The sequence below is a fragment of the Paenibacillus rigui genome, from assembly GCF_002234615.1.
Taxonomy (GTDB): Bacteria; Bacillota; Bacilli; order Paenibacillales; family NBRC-103111; genus Paenibacillus_S; species Paenibacillus_S rigui.
In genome coordinates, this window is the sequence record NZ_NMQW01000029.1 from 1 (window position 1) to 15059 (window position 15059).

General features: G+C 45.6%; 14 protein-coding genes. 5 read left to right on the top strand and 9 right to left on the bottom strand.

Annotation, left to right across the window (positions count from 1 at the left end; all coding sequences use genetic code 11):
* Nucleotides 1-140: 140 nt before the first annotated feature.
* From CF651_RS19925 to dnaA, 9 genes are all read right to left on the bottom strand, one after another.
* Nucleotides 141-1202: an HD-GYP domain-containing protein gene (locus tag CF651_RS19925; protein WP_094016631.1), complete on the bottom strand. Its 1062-nt coding sequence runs from the start codon at nt 1200-1202 to the stop codon at nt 141-143.
* Between the two features lie 116 nt (nt 1203-1318).
* Nucleotides 1319-3799 (bottom strand): DNA gyrase subunit A, encoded by a 2481-nt coding sequence (gene gyrA / locus CF651_RS19930; protein WP_094016632.1) that lies wholly within the window; start codon nt 3797-3799, stop codon nt 1319-1321.
* A gap of 27 nt (nt 3800-3826) precedes the next feature.
* Complete coding sequence (locus tag CF651_RS19935; protein ID WP_245856059.1) at nt 3827-4723, bottom strand: polysaccharide deacetylase family protein; 897 nt, start codon at nt 4721-4723, stop codon at nt 3827-3829.
* Nucleotides 4701-6608, bottom strand: a complete 1908-nt coding sequence (gyrB, locus tag CF651_RS19940; protein ID WP_094016634.1) for a DNA topoisomerase (ATP-hydrolyzing) subunit B — start codon at nt 6606-6608, stop codon at nt 4701-4703. The genes CF651_RS19935 and gyrB overlap by 23 nt, the downstream gene beginning before the upstream one ends.
* A 28-nt stretch (nt 6609-6636) precedes the next feature.
* The gene (remB, locus tag CF651_RS19945) at nt 6637-6885 is read right to left on the bottom strand and encodes an extracellular matrix regulator RemB (protein WP_094016635.1); all 249 of its coding nucleotides are present in this window, start codon (nt 6883-6885) and stop codon (nt 6637-6639) included.
* A gap of 49 nt (nt 6886-6934) precedes the next feature.
* On the bottom strand, nt 6935-8044 hold the full coding sequence (gene recF / locus CF651_RS19950) for a DNA replication/repair protein RecF (protein WP_094016636.1): 1110 nt from the start codon (nt 8042-8044) through the stop codon (nt 6935-6937).
* Between the two features lie 41 nt (nt 8045-8085).
* A complete protein-coding gene (gene yaaA / locus CF651_RS19955) occupies nt 8086-8301 on the bottom strand; it encodes a S4 domain-containing protein YaaA (protein WP_094016637.1) in 216 nt (71 codons plus the stop codon).
* Nucleotides 8302-8325: 24 nt separating this feature from the next.
* On the bottom strand, nt 8326-9468 hold the full coding sequence (dnaN, locus tag CF651_RS19960) for a DNA polymerase III subunit beta (RefSeq protein WP_094016638.1): 1143 nt from the start codon (nt 9466-9468) through the stop codon (nt 8326-8328).
* Nucleotides 9469-9675: 207 nt separating this feature from the next.
* Nucleotides 9676-11040 (bottom strand): chromosomal replication initiator protein DnaA, encoded by a 1365-nt coding sequence (dnaA, locus tag CF651_RS19965; protein ID WP_094016639.1) that lies wholly within the window; start codon nt 11038-11040, stop codon nt 9676-9678.
* Nucleotides 11041-11543: 503 nt separating this feature from the next.
* Between dnaA and rpmH the strand changes: the two genes are divergently transcribed.
* The 5 genes from rpmH to mnmE all read left to right on the top strand — a co-directional run bounded on the left by rpmH (nt 11544) and on the right by mnmE (nt 15033).
* Nucleotides 11544-11678 (top strand): 50S ribosomal protein L34, encoded by a 135-nt coding sequence (gene rpmH, locus CF651_RS19970; protein WP_010502230.1) that lies wholly within the window; start codon nt 11544-11546, stop codon nt 11676-11678.
* A gap of 127 nt (nt 11679-11805) precedes the next feature.
* A complete protein-coding gene (gene rnpA / locus CF651_RS19975) occupies nt 11806-12150 on the top strand; it encodes a ribonuclease P protein component (protein ID WP_094016640.1) in 345 nt (114 codons plus the stop codon).
* Nucleotides 12151-12225: 75 nt separating this feature from the next.
* Entirely contained in the window at nt 12226-12960 is a 735-nt protein-coding gene (gene yidC / locus CF651_RS19980; RefSeq protein ID WP_094016641.1) for a membrane protein insertase YidC, read from the top strand.
* Nucleotides 12957-13574, top strand: coding sequence for an RNA-binding cell elongation regulator Jag/EloR (gene jag / locus CF651_RS19985; protein WP_094016642.1), 618 nt, complete (start codon nt 12957-12959; stop codon nt 13572-13574). The genes yidC and jag overlap by 4 nt, the downstream gene beginning before the upstream one ends.
* A gap of 82 nt (nt 13575-13656) precedes the next feature.
* On the top strand, nt 13657-15033 hold the full coding sequence (mnmE, locus tag CF651_RS19990; RefSeq protein WP_094016643.1) for a tRNA uridine-5-carboxymethylaminomethyl(34) synthesis GTPase MnmE: 1377 nt from the start codon (nt 13657-13659) through the stop codon (nt 15031-15033).
* The last annotated feature ends 26 nt before the right edge of the window (nt 15034-15059 follow it).

The window sequence follows — 15059 nt, forward strand, 5'->3', positions numbered from 1 at the left end:
ATATAACACATTCGCCTACTCGATTGCAAGTCTTTTTTTATTTTTAAATCATTTCAAAAATTAAAAAAATCTCCCCTGCAAAAGCAGCGAAGATTAATTTATCATAAGATTGCCTTTAGAGTCAAGTGTTTAATCTAAGTTTATTTTCGAATGACATCTTGGATGTATAGGCTTCTTTCCGTTGTTAGGTTTATAATATCCCCGTTTACATTGACCCAAGGGCGGGTTGGATGGGTCCGATCGGAGAATACAATTTCACCAATACGGTTATCACTCAGCTTGACCAAAACTCCATTATGGAATTGGGTTACTTTTTGGATAAACGTTTGGACTAATGAAGGGTCCAGCTTTCCGAAAGATTCGGTAAAGAGTTGGTCCAAAACGATATAACGAGAAGACGCTTTTTTATGATAACGATCGCTAGTCATGGCATGAAACATATCTGTGATCGCCACGATTTTGGAATAGAGGTGTATGTTCTCCCCCTTCACTCCAAGAGGATATCCGGAGCCATCTTCCCGTTCATGATGCTGCAGAGCAGTAAGCTTAACGCCTTCGCTAATTGCCTTTACGTTTTTCAAAAAGTTATAGCCGATGATTGTATGCTTCTTCATTTCTTCGACTTCTTCTTTCGTCAAACTGTCAGGCTTAAAGAGAATATGGGAATCAACCTTAGCATTGCCTATATCATGAAGAAGACCTCCCAATGCTACAGGAATCCAGTCTTTCGAAGGGAGTCCATGCCACTTGGCAAGGCAATACGATGTGAGACTCACCATGATACTATTATGATATATGTAGTCAGTAAGTTGAAACATTTTCGGTGTGAACGTCAGAATATGATATTGGTCGATATGTTGAAGCAATGTTTCAAGCTGTGTCCTAATTTCAAATATTTGGGGGTTCTCCCCACTTACCGAGGTAAACAGCTTTCTAAGCAAAGCAAGCATTTTATCATACTCATCGTAAAAAGGGTTGGATTTCGACACAGATACTGTTTCTTCTGCAACCGCATCTTTGACTTGCTGATCCGTTGTTTTGGATTCAATAGCAATGGCCGGGATGAGGAATGCCTTTAATATTTCGATTTCCTTTTCGGTAATGATTTTCCCTTTGGGTAGTAATAGATTGCCTCGTTTGGTCTGAACGTGCTCGATTAACTTCTCGCCGGGTTTCAACTGGGAAACTAGGACCATCGCCATGAATCACACTCACCTAACTTTCTGTCGTATCAATATTATTCTAAACGAAAAAGAATGGGGATGTAACCCCCATTCTCATCTCATTGCCGAAAATATGCATCAATTTTTCATGAAAATTATTCGATGCCTTCTTGGCCGTTATCCTCGTCGCCCTCATGATCCTCTAAAGGCTCTTCGCTTTTCTCAACTCGCGCCACAGTGGCCACTTCATCTTCATCACGGATGTTGATCAGCTTCACACCTTGAGTATAGCGGCCCATCATCGAGATCCCCGACATGCTGGTACGAATAATCGTTCCCAGAGCCGTAATGATCATAAGGTCCTCGTCGTCCCTTACAATCTTCAGACCGACAACAGGTCCATTCTTAGGTGTCACATTTAGCGTCTTAATCCCTTTACCGCCACGCGACTGAAGTCTGTACTCGGATACAGGCGTCCTTTTTCCAAAGCCTTTGGACGTTACGATCAAGACACTGTTATTAATATCGACAACGTCCATATCAATAACCGCATCGTCGTCTCCGATGTGGATTCCTTTTACCCCTGTAGCGGAACGGCCCATTGGGCGTACTTCCTTCTCAGGGAAGTGAATGGAAATCCCTTGCTTGGTCCCCATAATGATTGTCTGATTGCCGTCAGTCAGCTTCACACCAATCAAGTCATCGTCCTCACGCAAAGTGATTGCGATCAGCCCCCCCTTACGAATGTTTCCGTAATCGTTCAGAGGCGTCTTCTTCACTAGACCATTCTTGGTTGCGAAGAACAAGTGCTGATCGGACTCAAAACCTTCTACCGGAATGACCGCATTGATCGTCTCACCTTGCTCAATCTGCAGCAAATTGATAATCGGCGTTCCCCGGGCGGTACGGCTTAAATCCGGTACCTCATATGCTTTAAGACGATACACTTTCCCTTTATTCGTAAAGAACAATAGGAAATGGTGCGTATTGGTCACGAACAGATGCTCTACGAAATCATTATCTTTCGTATCCATCCCGATGACGCCTTTTCCGCCCCGCTTTTGACTGCGGTAAGTAGTAACAGGCAGACGTTTAACATAACCCGTATGCGTAATGGTGATGATGACATCTTCCTGCGGAATCAGGTCTTCATCCTCAATGCTGTCTCCACCAAAAGTTATTTCGGAACGACGCTCGTCTCCGAATTTTTCTTTAATTTCTTTGAGTTCATCGCTAATGATAGCAAGAACCAGTTTCTCATCGGCCAAGATCGCTTTGTACTCTGCAATTTTTTTCAGAAGCTCAGCATATTCAGCCTCAATCTTCTCGCGTTCCAATCCGGTCAAGCGCTGTAAACGCATGTCCAAAATCGCTTGAGCTTGATCTAAACTCAACGAGAATTGATCCATTAACCCTTCACGGGCTTCCTCGGTCGTTTGAGAACGGCGGATCAAGGCGATAACCTCATCCAGATGATCCAGCGCGATTCTTAAACCTTCGAGAATATGCGCTCTGGCTTCCGCTTTACGCAAGTCAAACTCCGTCCGGCGGCGAATGACTTCCTTCTGGTGCTCCAGGTAGTGGAACAGCATTTCTTTCAGGTTGAGTACTTTAGGCTCTCCGTTAACAAGCGCCAGCATAATGATCCCAAAATTGGATTGCAAGGCTGTATGCTTAAACAAATTGTTCAGAACGACATTAGGATTAACATCTCTACGCAGCTCGATGACAATACGCATCCCGTTGCGATCGGACTCATCTCTTAGGTCAGTAATCCCGTCAATTTTCTTATCACGGACAAGCTCCGCGATCTTTTCGATCAGACGGGCTTTAATGACTTGATAAGGCAGCTCATTGACAATGATACGGGCTTTATTGTTGTTTTCTTCGATGGTCGTTTTGGCTCGCATCGTAACCGAACCGCGACCTGTGCTATAAGCCTGCTTAATTCCTTCACGGCCCATAATAAAGCCGCCGGTCGGGAAGTCGGGACCTTTAATCGATTCCATTAATTCAAGCGGTGTTACATCCGGGTTCTCAATCAGCTGATGGACTCCGTCAATAATTTCGCTCAAGTTATGCGGAGGGATATTCGTTGCCATCCCAACGGCAATACCCGAGCTTCCGTTCACCAGCAAATTAGGGAAACGTGCAGGAAGAACAGCAGGTTCATGCTCTTCACCATCGTAGTTGGGTACGAAATCAATTGTTTCTTTGTTCAGATCCCTCAGCAGCTCCATCGCAATTTTGGATAAGCGTGCCTCGGTATAACGCATAGCCGCGGCAAAGTCTCCGTCGATAGAACCGAAGTTTCCATGGCCATCTACCAGCGTATAACGCAGCGAGAAGTCTTGAGCCATCCGAACCATGGTTCCGTATACAGAAGCATCACCATGAGGGTGATACTTACCGATGACCTCACCAACAATCCTGGCCGACTTCTTATACGGCTTGTCCGGAGACATGCCGAGCTCAGACATCGCAAACAAAACACGGCGATGCACCGGCTTCAGACCGTCCCTTACATCGGGCAAGGCGCGGCTTACGATGATACTCATCGCATAATCGATAAAGGAAGTCCGCATTTCCGAGCCGATATCGATATCTTTTATTTGTGAACGTTGTTCTTCGGACATGGTTTACCTCCTAAGGGCAAAACTTGATCATTTCTGTTGATGGAGACGTTTTATAATTAAATTATTTAATGAATTCGACTTGATAAAAGGACTCCCCGCATTTATTCGCGGAATCTGTAATGGATCTGCCTGGCGCGATGCAATCTCGCTGTAGGTTGTAAAAGCATACGCGATGCCTGCTTCCCTAAGCAGCTCGGCAGACTGCGTATCATAAATGCCGAATGGATAGGCAAAGGAATCAATCGGTCTTTCGTACAGCTGTCCCAGCTTTGCCCGGCATCGTTCGGTATCTTCAATAATCCGCTGACGAAAGGCCTGCTCCGTCTCTTCAACGGAGCCGTTATTCAGCCTTGTCGTAAAGAGAGCCCCTCCATTAGGGGCAGTGTCGTGCAGACTATCTGTATGGCATTGCACATCGATCCCTGCGTGCTCACGAGTCATTTGCCGGATTTCGTCACGGGACAGCGAGGGAATGCGGCTTTGCTCGGGATGCTCCAAATCCTTCGTAATCACAAAGTTGACGGCCGGGATATTCATAGCTTTGAGAATGGGGTAAGCATTCGTATAAAAGCTTTTGTACCCGTCATCAAATGTAACTAGAATTGCATTGGGAGGCACCGTCCCCCCAGCCAGAAACTGTTTAAACTGCGTGAGTGTGATGAAATGGTACCCTCTCTGAACCAAATCCGTTAGCTGGCTGTGAAACAACCGGGTCGGTATCGTAACCATCCCGTCTGCCGAATCGTCTATATGATGATAAGCAAGCACCGTGACCTTATCCGTATAGAGAGTGATCGGCGGCTGCCGAAACAATCCCGGTGTCAGCCATAGCAACACTAGGGCGAGCGCCCACAACCCGATTCTCTGGGCTACAGTTAATCCGGACATCCGTGATGGTCCATTAGAAGTCCAGATTTTTAACATATTTCGCATGCTTCTGAATAAAGTCTCTGCGCGGCTCTACATTCTCGCCCATGAGCATATCAAATATGGAATCAGCCTCAATCGCATCTTGAATGCTTACTTGCAGCAGTGTACGGCTTTCCGGATCCATTGTCGTCTCCCACAGCTGTCCTGGGTTCATCTCACCTAGACCTTTATAACGCTGTACATTCACCTTGCTGCCTTCCCCAAATTCTTGCATGATAATCTCACGCTGTTTGTCATTGTAGGCATAACGAATGATCTTGTTGCGCTCCAACTTGTACAATGGCGGTTGAGCTATATAAATATAACCTGCATCCAGCAGCTTCCGCATGTAGCGATAGAAGAAGGTCAACAGAAGCGTCCGAATATGAGCACCATCGACGTCCGCATCCGTCATGATAATGACTTTGTGGTAACGGGCCTTCGAAATATCGAAATCATCTCCGATACCAGTACCTAGTGCCGTGATCATCGCCCGGATCTCCGTATCGGATAAGATGCGGTCCAGTCTTGCCTTTTCTACGTTCAAAATTTTACCTCGCAAGGGCAAAATAGCTTGGAAATGACGGTCACGCCCTTGTTTGGCAGAGCCTCCCGCTGAATCACCCTCAACGATATAGATCTCGCTGATGGAAGCATCCTTGGAGGAGCAGTCCGCGAGCTTACCTGGCAAAGCACTCACTTCCAGAGCACTTTTACGCCGGGTTAATTCTCTGGCTTTGCGCGCTGCTTCGCGGGCACGTGCAGCCTGCACGCCTTTTTCAATAATTTTTTTGGCTACAGCCGGATTTTCATCCAAAAACTCATTCAGCTTCTCCGAGAAAAGGGACTCGACAATGCCGCGAACCTCACTGTTGCCGAGCTTCGTCTTCGTCTGCCCTTCAAACTGAGGCTCTGGAATTTTGACGGAAATAATCGCAGTCAAGCCTTCGCGTACATCGTCGCCAGAAAGGTTCGAATCACTGTCTTTGATTGCGTTATATTTGCGCGCATAATCATTCAAAATCCGCGTCAGCGCACTTTTAAAGCCAGACTCGTGCGTACCGCCTTCATGGGTATTGATGTTATTGGCAAACGAATAAATGTTCTCCGTATAGCTGTCGTTATACTGGAGAGCGATTTCGACCTGGATGGAGTCCTTTGACCCTTCCGTATAGATCGGCTCATGCACCGACTCGCGATTGCGATTCAAAAACTCAACGAATGAGACGATACCGCCCTCGTACATAAACGTATTGCTTACATCCGTACGCTCATCCACTAAAGAAATTTCGATTCCTTTATTCAGAAACGCCAATTCCCGGATACGGGATTGCAGCGTGTCATAGTCATATACTGTTGTTTCCGTGAAGATTTCTTCATCCGGCCAAAAGGTAATCGTTGTACCGGTTTCCTCTGCATCGCCTACCACTTTCAAATCATACTGAGGAATGCCGCGCTGGTATTCCTGCTGATGAATTTTGCCTTCCCGTTTTACTTGCGCGATGAGCTTTTTGGACAAGGCATTAACGACGGACACACCTACACCGTGAAGACCGCCCGATACTTTATAGCCTTCACCGCCGAATTTACCGCCAGCATGAAGCACGGTAAGGACAACCTCCAGCGTTGACTTCTTCAGCTTTACATTCTCACCAACGGGAATCCCACGACCATTATCGATACAGGTAATACTGTTATCCTTATGGACGATGACTTCGATCTTCGTACAAAAACCGGCCAAAGCTTCGTCAATACTGTTATCAACGACTTCCCAAACAAGATGATGAAGACCTCTGCCGCTGGTCGATCCGATATACATCCCCGGACGTTTACGAACAGCTTCAAGACCTTCGAGCACCTGTATCTGACTTTCATCATACGTATTTTGATTCACAGACATGTTGACACCCACTTTTCCAAGGTAAAATCTAGTTTGTTAACAGATGATGCGCCCGTTTTTTCAAGGTCATGGATGAGATTGGAGAGTAATATACTTTGGACTGCGTGACCACGAGCGATTTGCTTTCTTCTTCGCCGATCACTTCCACCCGTTTCTCTTTGATCGCGAAGCTGACAAATTGCTTTGAAATTTTCGAAGATTTTTCGATGGATAAGTCGAATATGGCAACGAGCTCGGATGCGCGAATAATTTTTTCTCCGCCCAGATGGATGAACATATTGGCCATCTCCTTACGTGAGACTTGGTTGAAACTAACCTTCGTTGCTCTATGTCAAGCTTCCGTTTCGCACATGAATAACAGAAGCGCTTTCCAGTTTTGCCAAATCTATGCTTTCAATGCCGGTCGTTGTTATAAAGGTCTGCACCTTATTCTGAAAAGTTTCGATCAGCTGCGTCTGCCGGTACTGATCCAATTCGGACAGCACATCATCCAGCAAAAGGATCGGATATTCTCCAACCTCTTCCCGGATCAATTCGATTTCTGCCAACTTCAAAGAGAGAGCCGTTGTTCTTTGCTGGCCTTGGGAGCCGAACGTTTGCACTTCCTTGTCGTTAATATAAAACAACAGATCGTCCCGATGCGGACCAACTAAAGAAACACCTCGCCGAAGTTCCTGTTCTTTCACCTGTGATAACTTTATCATAAATTGGTCAAATAAAACAGATTCATCTTCAAGAACCGCGTCGTCAAAGGCTGTGGAGTAGACAATTCGGAGCTGTTCATTACCTGCGGTAATGCCCGAATGAATCTTTTCCGCCCAGGATTGCAGCTTCTTTATAAAGCTTTGACGTTTTTTAATGATTTTAATACCAAATTGCGCCAATTGTTCATTCCAAACATCCAATAATGCCGCTTTTGTATCTCTGGTGGTGAATAATTGCTTTAAATACTGATTGCGTTGAGCAAGTATTTTCTGATATTGGGAAAGATCGTATAAGTAGGCGGGATGGACCTGACCCAGCTCCATATCCAAAAAACGACGGCGGACTGAAGGAGAGCCTTTGACAATTTCCAAATCTTCAGGCGCAAACATGACAACATTCAAGGAGCCTATGAAGTTGCTCAGTTTCTTTTGCTCGAGTCCGTTAATCCTGGCCTTCTTCCCTTGCTGGGAAATCATGAGGTCAAGCGTAATCGTGCCGTATTTTTTTTCCACCTCTGCGTGCAGCAGCGTATGGGGGGCATCCCACTGGATCAGCTCCCGGTCCTGGTGCGTCCGATGGGACTTCGTAAGTGCCAAAACAAAAATGGATTCCAACAGATTCGTTTTACCTTGTGCATTGGGACCCACGATAATGTTGACCATATGATCGGTTTCAAAAAAAACCTCGTCGTAATTGCGATAATGCTGCAAAGACAGCTTTTTCAATTGCAAAGCGGTTCCTCCTACAGGCTTTTCGCCGCTTTATTCACATGTTAATAACGCGCCACAACAAATTCTCCACAGCCTTCAACCCGAACCTTATCTTGATCCACAAGCTTTTTGCCGCGGCGATTCTCCGGCTCTCCGTTGACCCATATGGCCGTTTCCTGTAAAAAGCTTTTTGCTTGTCCGCCCGTAGAAATACAATCGGCCAGTTTTAGAAACTGACCAAGGGTAATGTAATCCGTGTGTATGGAAATTGTCTTCATGATTGTTGCCTCCAGAGCAATCTATTAGTTGGTCGTACGGTACGGCAAAATGAGCTGCAGCAGCGTAGACGCTTCTTCCGGACGAATGATAATCGGCTGCATCGCACCGGTGAACCCGATCCGGATCAGCTCGCTGTCCATCACCTTCAGGGCATCCAGCATATATTTCGAGTTGAACGAAATACGTAAGAGCTCGCCCGTCAGGCTCTGTACTTCCAGCTGTTCCGTCACTTTTCCCAGTTCAGAGGAGCTGGAGGAAACCTCGATCGTGTGATCCTCACGCATAATCAGCTTCACGATATTCGTTTTCTCTTCGCGGGACAGCAAATAAGCGCGGTCAATCGCTTCGGCCAGCTGCTGTGCATTAATAACCATCTCTGTCTGATACGATTGCGGGATCAGCTTGGAAGTGTCCGGATAAGTCCCATCCAGGATTCGCGTGTAGAACAGGATCGAGCTGAGCTTAAATAACACCTGATTTTCAGCAAAAATGACATCGATCAGCGTATTTTGATCCGGCAAAATTTTGGATAGCTCATTTAAGGTTTTACCGGAGATGGAAATATTATTTAACTGAAAATTAGCATCGACCTCAACCGGTGTTTCACGGCTTCCGAGACGATGGCGGTCACAGGCGGTGAATTTTAGCTTTTGATCGGCAATCGTCCACAAAATACCTGTCAAAATAGGTGTCGATTCATTCGTCGAAACCGCAAAAGAGGTTTGTTTGATCATTGTTTTCAATAAATCACTTGGCAATTGAATGCGACGGTTCTCTTCAATGCTCGGCAGTGTCGGATATTCCTCCGGATCCAAGCCCACCAGTTGGATTTCGGAGGAACCGGAACGGATTATCGTTTGAAAATGGTCTTTCACTTCAATTTCCACCTGTTGTGCAGGCAGCTTGCGTACAATCTCAACGAAAAACTTGGATGAAAGAACAACACTGCCCGGACGCTCCATTTGGATAATGCTGAGCTCGTTCTTTTCCTTGGGGATAAAGCTCTGGATGGAAATATCCGTATCGCTCGCTGTCAAAGTCAATCCTCTGGAGTCGGCATCTATTTTAATCCCGCTAAGAATAGGAATCGTCGTTTTGTTGGAAATGGCTTTGGATACGTGTTGAATCGATTCGTTCAGGTGTTCTTTCAAGATCGTTAATTTCATACTGTCACTCCTATAAATTCGAAGATGATGGAGATGGCCATATACCTCTATAATACATGTTTTTATTTAGTAATAGTAGTAGGGGCCGTGGATATGTGGATATGTGGAAAATAAGCACAAAACGAAAGCCTATCCACATGTGAATAGATTGTGCATAGGCCCATAGTTATGCAGATGTGTTTGCAAAGCAAAATAAGCATGCTTCGGCTACATCGTTACGTTTTTCACTTTTTCCATTAAATTTTGAATAATTTTGGTCAGCTCTGGATCCGTCTTTAAAGCAACCGATATTTTCTCATGCGCATGAATGACTGTCGTATGATCACGCCCGCCGAACGCCTCGCCGATCTTCGGAAGAGAAAAGTCAGTCATCTCTCTAGCCAAATACATGGCAATTTGCCGCGGATAAGCAACCATCTTGGTCCGCTTTCTTGCTTTGAAATCCTCCAGCTTAAGCCCGTAAAATTCTCCGACCTTTTGCTGAATATCCTGGATCGTAATCACTTTGGGGCGGCTGCTTGGAATAATATCCTTCAGCGCTTCGGCAGCAAGGTGCGAGCTGATATCTTCATTAATCAAAGAAGAGTAGGCGACAACGCGGATGAGCGCGCCCTCCAGCTCACGAATGTTGGAATCAATCTGATTGGCTATGTAAACCATGGCCTCATTAGGGATTTCCAGGTTCTCGGCCTTCGCCTTTTTGCGCAAAATTGCGATTCTTGTTTCCAAATCCGGCGGTTGAATGTCCGTAATCAATCCCCATTCAAAGCGTGAACGGAGTCTTTCCTCCAGCGTCGGGATTTCCTTAGGCGGCCGGTCACTGGAAATAATAATTTGCTTGCGTTCCTCGTGAAGGGCATTAAACGTATGGAAAAATTCTTCCTGCGTTTGTTCTTTTCCGGCCAGGAACTGAATATCATCTATAAGCAGCACGTCAATGTTACGGTATTTGTTACGAAAGCTTTCGCCCCGGTTATCCCGGATGGCATTGATAAATTCATTCGTAAATTTTTCGGACGAGATATACAGCACCTTGGCACTCGGATTGTGCTCGAGCACATAATGTCCGATTGCATGCATCAAGTGGGTTTTGCCTAATCCTACGCCTCCGTATAAAAACAACGGATTATAGGCTTTCGCCGGCGCTTCGGCGACAGCTAGTGACGCGGCATGAGCAAAACGGTTGCCCGATCCGATAACGAAAGTATCAAATGTATACTTCGGATTCATCATATGACTGAACGTTTCTTCCGGAGCAGCGGGTGGAACTTTGGCAGGGACGGTCGGCGGGGAGGAGGGGACACCGGCGGTTTTATCTTCATCCGATTCGATTATAAATTTTACTTCCGCTGGCTTGCCCATATAATCAAACACCGTATCTTTGATCAGCTTGGTATACCGATTCTCCAGCCACTCTCTGGCAAAATTGTTCGGCGCACAGATCACGACCTTCGATTCGTTAAAAACCACGGCTCTTGTGGATGTAAACCAGGTTTCAAAACTAGGTTTACTCAGCCTTGTTTGAATAATGGAAAGGACTTGCAGCCATTGCTCGTTGGGATGGCTTTCCACAATGTATTCACTCCTTCAAAAAAATAAGCGGTGTGGCGTAAGCCATACGGGTGTAGAAAAAACGCGGGTTATGTCGGAATGTATCCACATGATCCATAGGTTGTTAGTAACTATTATACAGAAGGCGTGCAAATTGTTCACAAAGATATCCACAGCCTGTTGATAAAAAAGTTGATAAATACATCCTATCCACAGGATGAGCATAACTATGATATCAAAATATGCTATGTTAATCAATGAAATGTTTGTGTTTATCCACATCTTCTATAGATTGTGTGTAACTGTTATACACAACACTAGATATTGTTAATAATCTGTTATTATTTCGACAAATGCCGCGAATTCGCGTTAATTTTTATACACAGGCGTTTCTTTGTGCGCATTTGACAGAAGTCGACTGGGAAAACTTTGTGAAACCGGGAAGTTGACTTTTCCCTTATATGATGGTTTAATGTTAAGAGGTATTTTTGGGAATGGATTTTCCTCGAGGAGGTGCATGATTGATGAGACCTACATTTAAACCGAATGTAAGAAAACGTAAAAAAGTACACGGCTTTCGTAAAAGAATGAGTACGAAAAACGGCCGTAAAGTACTGGCTGCTCGTCGTCTAAAAGGAAGAAAAGTATTGAGCGCATAATACAAGAGGCCACTGTCAGGTGGCTTTTTTTGTTGCCTTCATACGGCAGCGGCATAAAATGGCCTGTTTCCGTACAGGCTAGTTATTGTTTTGGCGAATGGACCCTGGGGAATAGGGAGAGTTCATAGTGGAAAAGAAAAACAGATTAACGAAAAGAGAATACTTCGACAAGGTGTACCGCGGCGGAAAATCGTCTGCGAATCACCAGTTTGTTCTATATTATTATATGAGGCCTCAGCAGGAGTCATTTCGTCTTGGCATTTCGGTGAGCAAAAAGCTGGGCAATGCGGTTGTTCGCAACCGGATCCGGCGTCTTGTCAAAGAAGTCGTGCGTTTGAACGTGCATCGATTCTCCGGCGGCTACGATTACATATTGATTGCCCGCAAGCCTGTTGTCGGCATGAGTTATCAGGAAGTGGAAAAGAGCATTCTTCATGTATTTAAAAGAGCCTCGATGACGGTTCGAAAATAGGCGGAGCCATTTCTTTTTTAGGGAGAGATATGGTATAGTTTATTATTGGAAAAGAAACTATAGGAGGATATTATTTTGACGCGTCGACTTGCTACCTATTTGCCGTTGCTTTTCATGTTCCTGCTGCTTGCAGGCTGTACTCCGGCAACCACTCCTATTAATCCGGAAAACGGAATATGGGACAAGTATTTCGTCGGACCGCTGGCCGATGTGCTGGACTGGTTTGCAAATGTGCTATGGGGTTCATATGGATTGGCTATTTTAGTCGTAACGATTATTATTCGATTTATCATATTACCGCTTACGCTGAAGCAGTATAAAAGCTCCAAGAAAATGCAGGATCTGCAGCCCGAGCTGAACAAGCTGAAACAAAAATTTAAAGATGATCCGAAAAAACAGCAAGAAGAGACGATGAAGCTGTTTCAAACGAACGGTGTCAATCCGTTGGCAGGCTGCTTGCCGCTGATCGTTCAAATGCCGATTCTTATCGCGTTGTATAATTCGATCATGAGAAATCATAACATTGCCGAACATTCCTTCCTATGGATGCAGCTTGGCACGAAGGACCCTTATTACATTTTGCCATTGCTCGCGGCATTAACGACCTTCATCCAGCAGAAGACGATGTCCTCTCAGATGAATCCGCAAATGAAAAACCTGATGTTCATTTTCCCTGTCATGATTTTCGTGATGGCAATGAACTTCGCATCCGCGCTTCCGCTGTACTGGATTTACAGCAACATCTTCACGATCATTCAAAATTACTTTATTTATGGTGGATCTCAAAATAAGGGTGGCCAATCAAAATGAAGAAAATGGTGGTTACGGGGAAATCGATTGAGGAAGCTGTAAAAAACGGACTTCAACAATGGAATACCACGGAGGATCGGGTAAAAATGACGGTATTGGAGCAGCCCTCTCGAGGGCTGTTCGGCCTCATTGGCACCAAGGAAGCGAAAGTGGAATTGGAGTTTATACCCGATGCTGTAGAAGAAGCCATATTTTTTTTGAACGATGTATTTAGAACGATGAGCTTGGAAGTACGCATTGAGAAGAAATCGGATAAAGACGGTATCGAGCTGCATTTATACGGTTCGGAGCTGGGCATGCTGATCGGCCGCCGCGGCCAAACTTTGGATGCGCTTCAATACTTGGTGAATATTGTAGCCAACCGCTATTCAAATTCACATTTGCGCATTGTACTGGATGCGGAGCAGTTCCGGGAACGCCGTAAAAAAACATTGGAGGACCTGGCCGCACGGCTTGCGGATCGGGTCATCCGGACGAAAAAGGAAGTTGTGCTTGAACCCATGTCGCCACAAGAGCGCAAAGTGATTCATGCGAAGCTGCAGGAGCATCCGAAGGTTCGCACGTTCAGCAGGGGTGAGGAGCCAAATCGCAGAGTGGTCATCGTATTCAGATAAACAACGCTATCGCTGCAATGATGTCATGGTTATGACTCATTGCTTTTTTTCAATTTACAGCCTATGAGATTGAGGTGCAGCTATGATTCATGATACTATCGCGGCTATATCGACTCCACTCGGTGAGGGTGGAATCGCGGTCATTCGGGTAAGCGGGGATGGGGCGGTTGCTGCGGTTGATCGGGTGTTTTTCGGTAAAGATAAACTTTCTGAGGTGGCCACGCATACGGTGCATTATGGCTGGATTAAAGAACCGGCGACAAAATCCCGCATTGATGAGGTTCTCGTAACTGTCATGAGAGCCCCCAGGTCCTTTACGATGGAAGACGTAGTGGAAATCAGCTGTCATGGAGGATTCATTTCGGTAAAAAAAGTGTTGGACCTATTGCTCGAATTCGATGTTCGTCTTGCCGAGCCCGGGGAATTTACAAAAAGGGCATACCTAAACGGCCGAATTGATTTGTCCCAGGCGGAAGCCGTCATCGACCTGATTCGGGCGAAATCGGACCGGGCCTACAAAGTGGCGATGAAGCAGTCCGAAGGGACGCTGTCCAAACAGATCAAATCGCTTCGCCATGACTTGGTTGAACTGATGGCACATATTGAAGTGAACATCGACTACCCTGAGCATGATGTCGAAGAGATGACGAATGCGTTCATTAAAGAGAAGTGTAATGCTGCGATGGCACAGATTGAGCGGCTATTAACTACTGCGCATCAGGGGAAAATCCTTCGTGAAGGCATTGTTACAGCTATCGTTGGGAAACCGAATGTCGGTAAGTCATCGCTGCTGAATACACTCGCGCAGGAAAATCGGGCCATTGTGACTGACATTCCGGGAACGACGAGAGACGTTATCGAAGAGTTCGTCAATGTCAACGGCATTCCTCTGAAGCTGCTGGATACGGCAGGGATTCGGGAAACGTCAGATATTGTCGAACAATTAGGGGTAGAAAAGTCGAAGAGTGCCCTAGTCGATGCGGATCTGATTCTACTGGTGTTCAATGGGGCTGAGCGGCTGCAGCCGGATGAGCTGGAGCTGATTGAGCAGTTGAAGGAGAAGCAAACGATTGTCATCGTTAACAAACTGGATTTGCCTCAGCAGTTGGAGATGGATCAATTGACCGCTCATTTTCCATCCGAACGCGTGGTTAGAATGTCGCTGCTAGAGCAGCAAGGAATCGCTGATTTGGAAAAAGCTATCGCTAGTATTTTCTTCAGCGGTCAGGTAGAATCAAGTGACCTGACTTATGTGAGCAATGTGCGGCACATTTCATTATTGAAAAAGGCAAGCAGCTCCTTACAGGAGGCGTTCCAGGCTACCGAAGCTTTTGTTCCTATAGACATGGTTCAAATCGACATTCGCAACGCTTGGGAATTTCTCGGTGAAATCATCGGTGACTCTGTCGGCGATTCCTTGATTGATCAAATTTTCTCCCAATTTTGTTTGGGTAAGTAATATATATATTTGCAGGTTGTGAAAGA

What these genes read in the sequence shown, in the direction of transcription:
- CF651_RS19925 (WP_094016631.1), bottom strand. Translation starts at nt 1,202, where the DNA reads ATGGCGATGGTCCTAGTTTCCCAGTTGAAACCCGGCGAGAAGTTAATC.
- gyrA (WP_094016632.1), bottom strand. Translation starts at nt 3,799, where the DNA reads ATGTCCGAAGAACAACGTTCACAAATAAAAGATATCGATATCGGCTCG.
- CF651_RS19935 (WP_245856059.1), bottom strand. Translation starts at nt 4,723, where the DNA reads ATGTTAAAAATCTGGACTTCTAATGGACCATCACGGATGTCCGGATTA.
- gyrB (WP_094016634.1), bottom strand. Translation starts at nt 6,608, where the DNA reads ATGTCTGTGAATCAAAATACGTATGATGAAAGTCAGATACAGGTGCTC.
- remB (WP_094016635.1), bottom strand. Translation starts at nt 6,885, where the DNA reads ATGTTCATCCATCTGGGCGGAGAAAAAATTATTCGCGCATCCGAGCTC.
- yaaA (WP_094016637.1), bottom strand. Translation starts at nt 8,301, where the DNA reads ATGAAGACAATTTCCATACACACGGATTACATTACCCTTGGTCAGTTT.
- dnaN (WP_094016638.1), bottom strand. Translation starts at nt 9,468, where the DNA reads ATGAAATTAACGATCTTGAAAGAACACCTGAACGAATCGATTCAACAC.
- rpmH (WP_010502230.1), top strand. Translation starts at nt 11,544, where the DNA reads ATGAGACCTACATTTAAACCGAATGTAAGAAAACGTAAAAAAGTACAC.
- jag (WP_094016642.1), top strand. Translation starts at nt 12,957, where the DNA reads ATGAAGAAAATGGTGGTTACGGGGAAATCGATTGAGGAAGCTGTAAAA.
- mnmE (WP_094016643.1), top strand. Translation starts at nt 13,657, where the DNA reads ATGATTCATGATACTATCGCGGCTATATCGACTCCACTCGGTGAGGGT.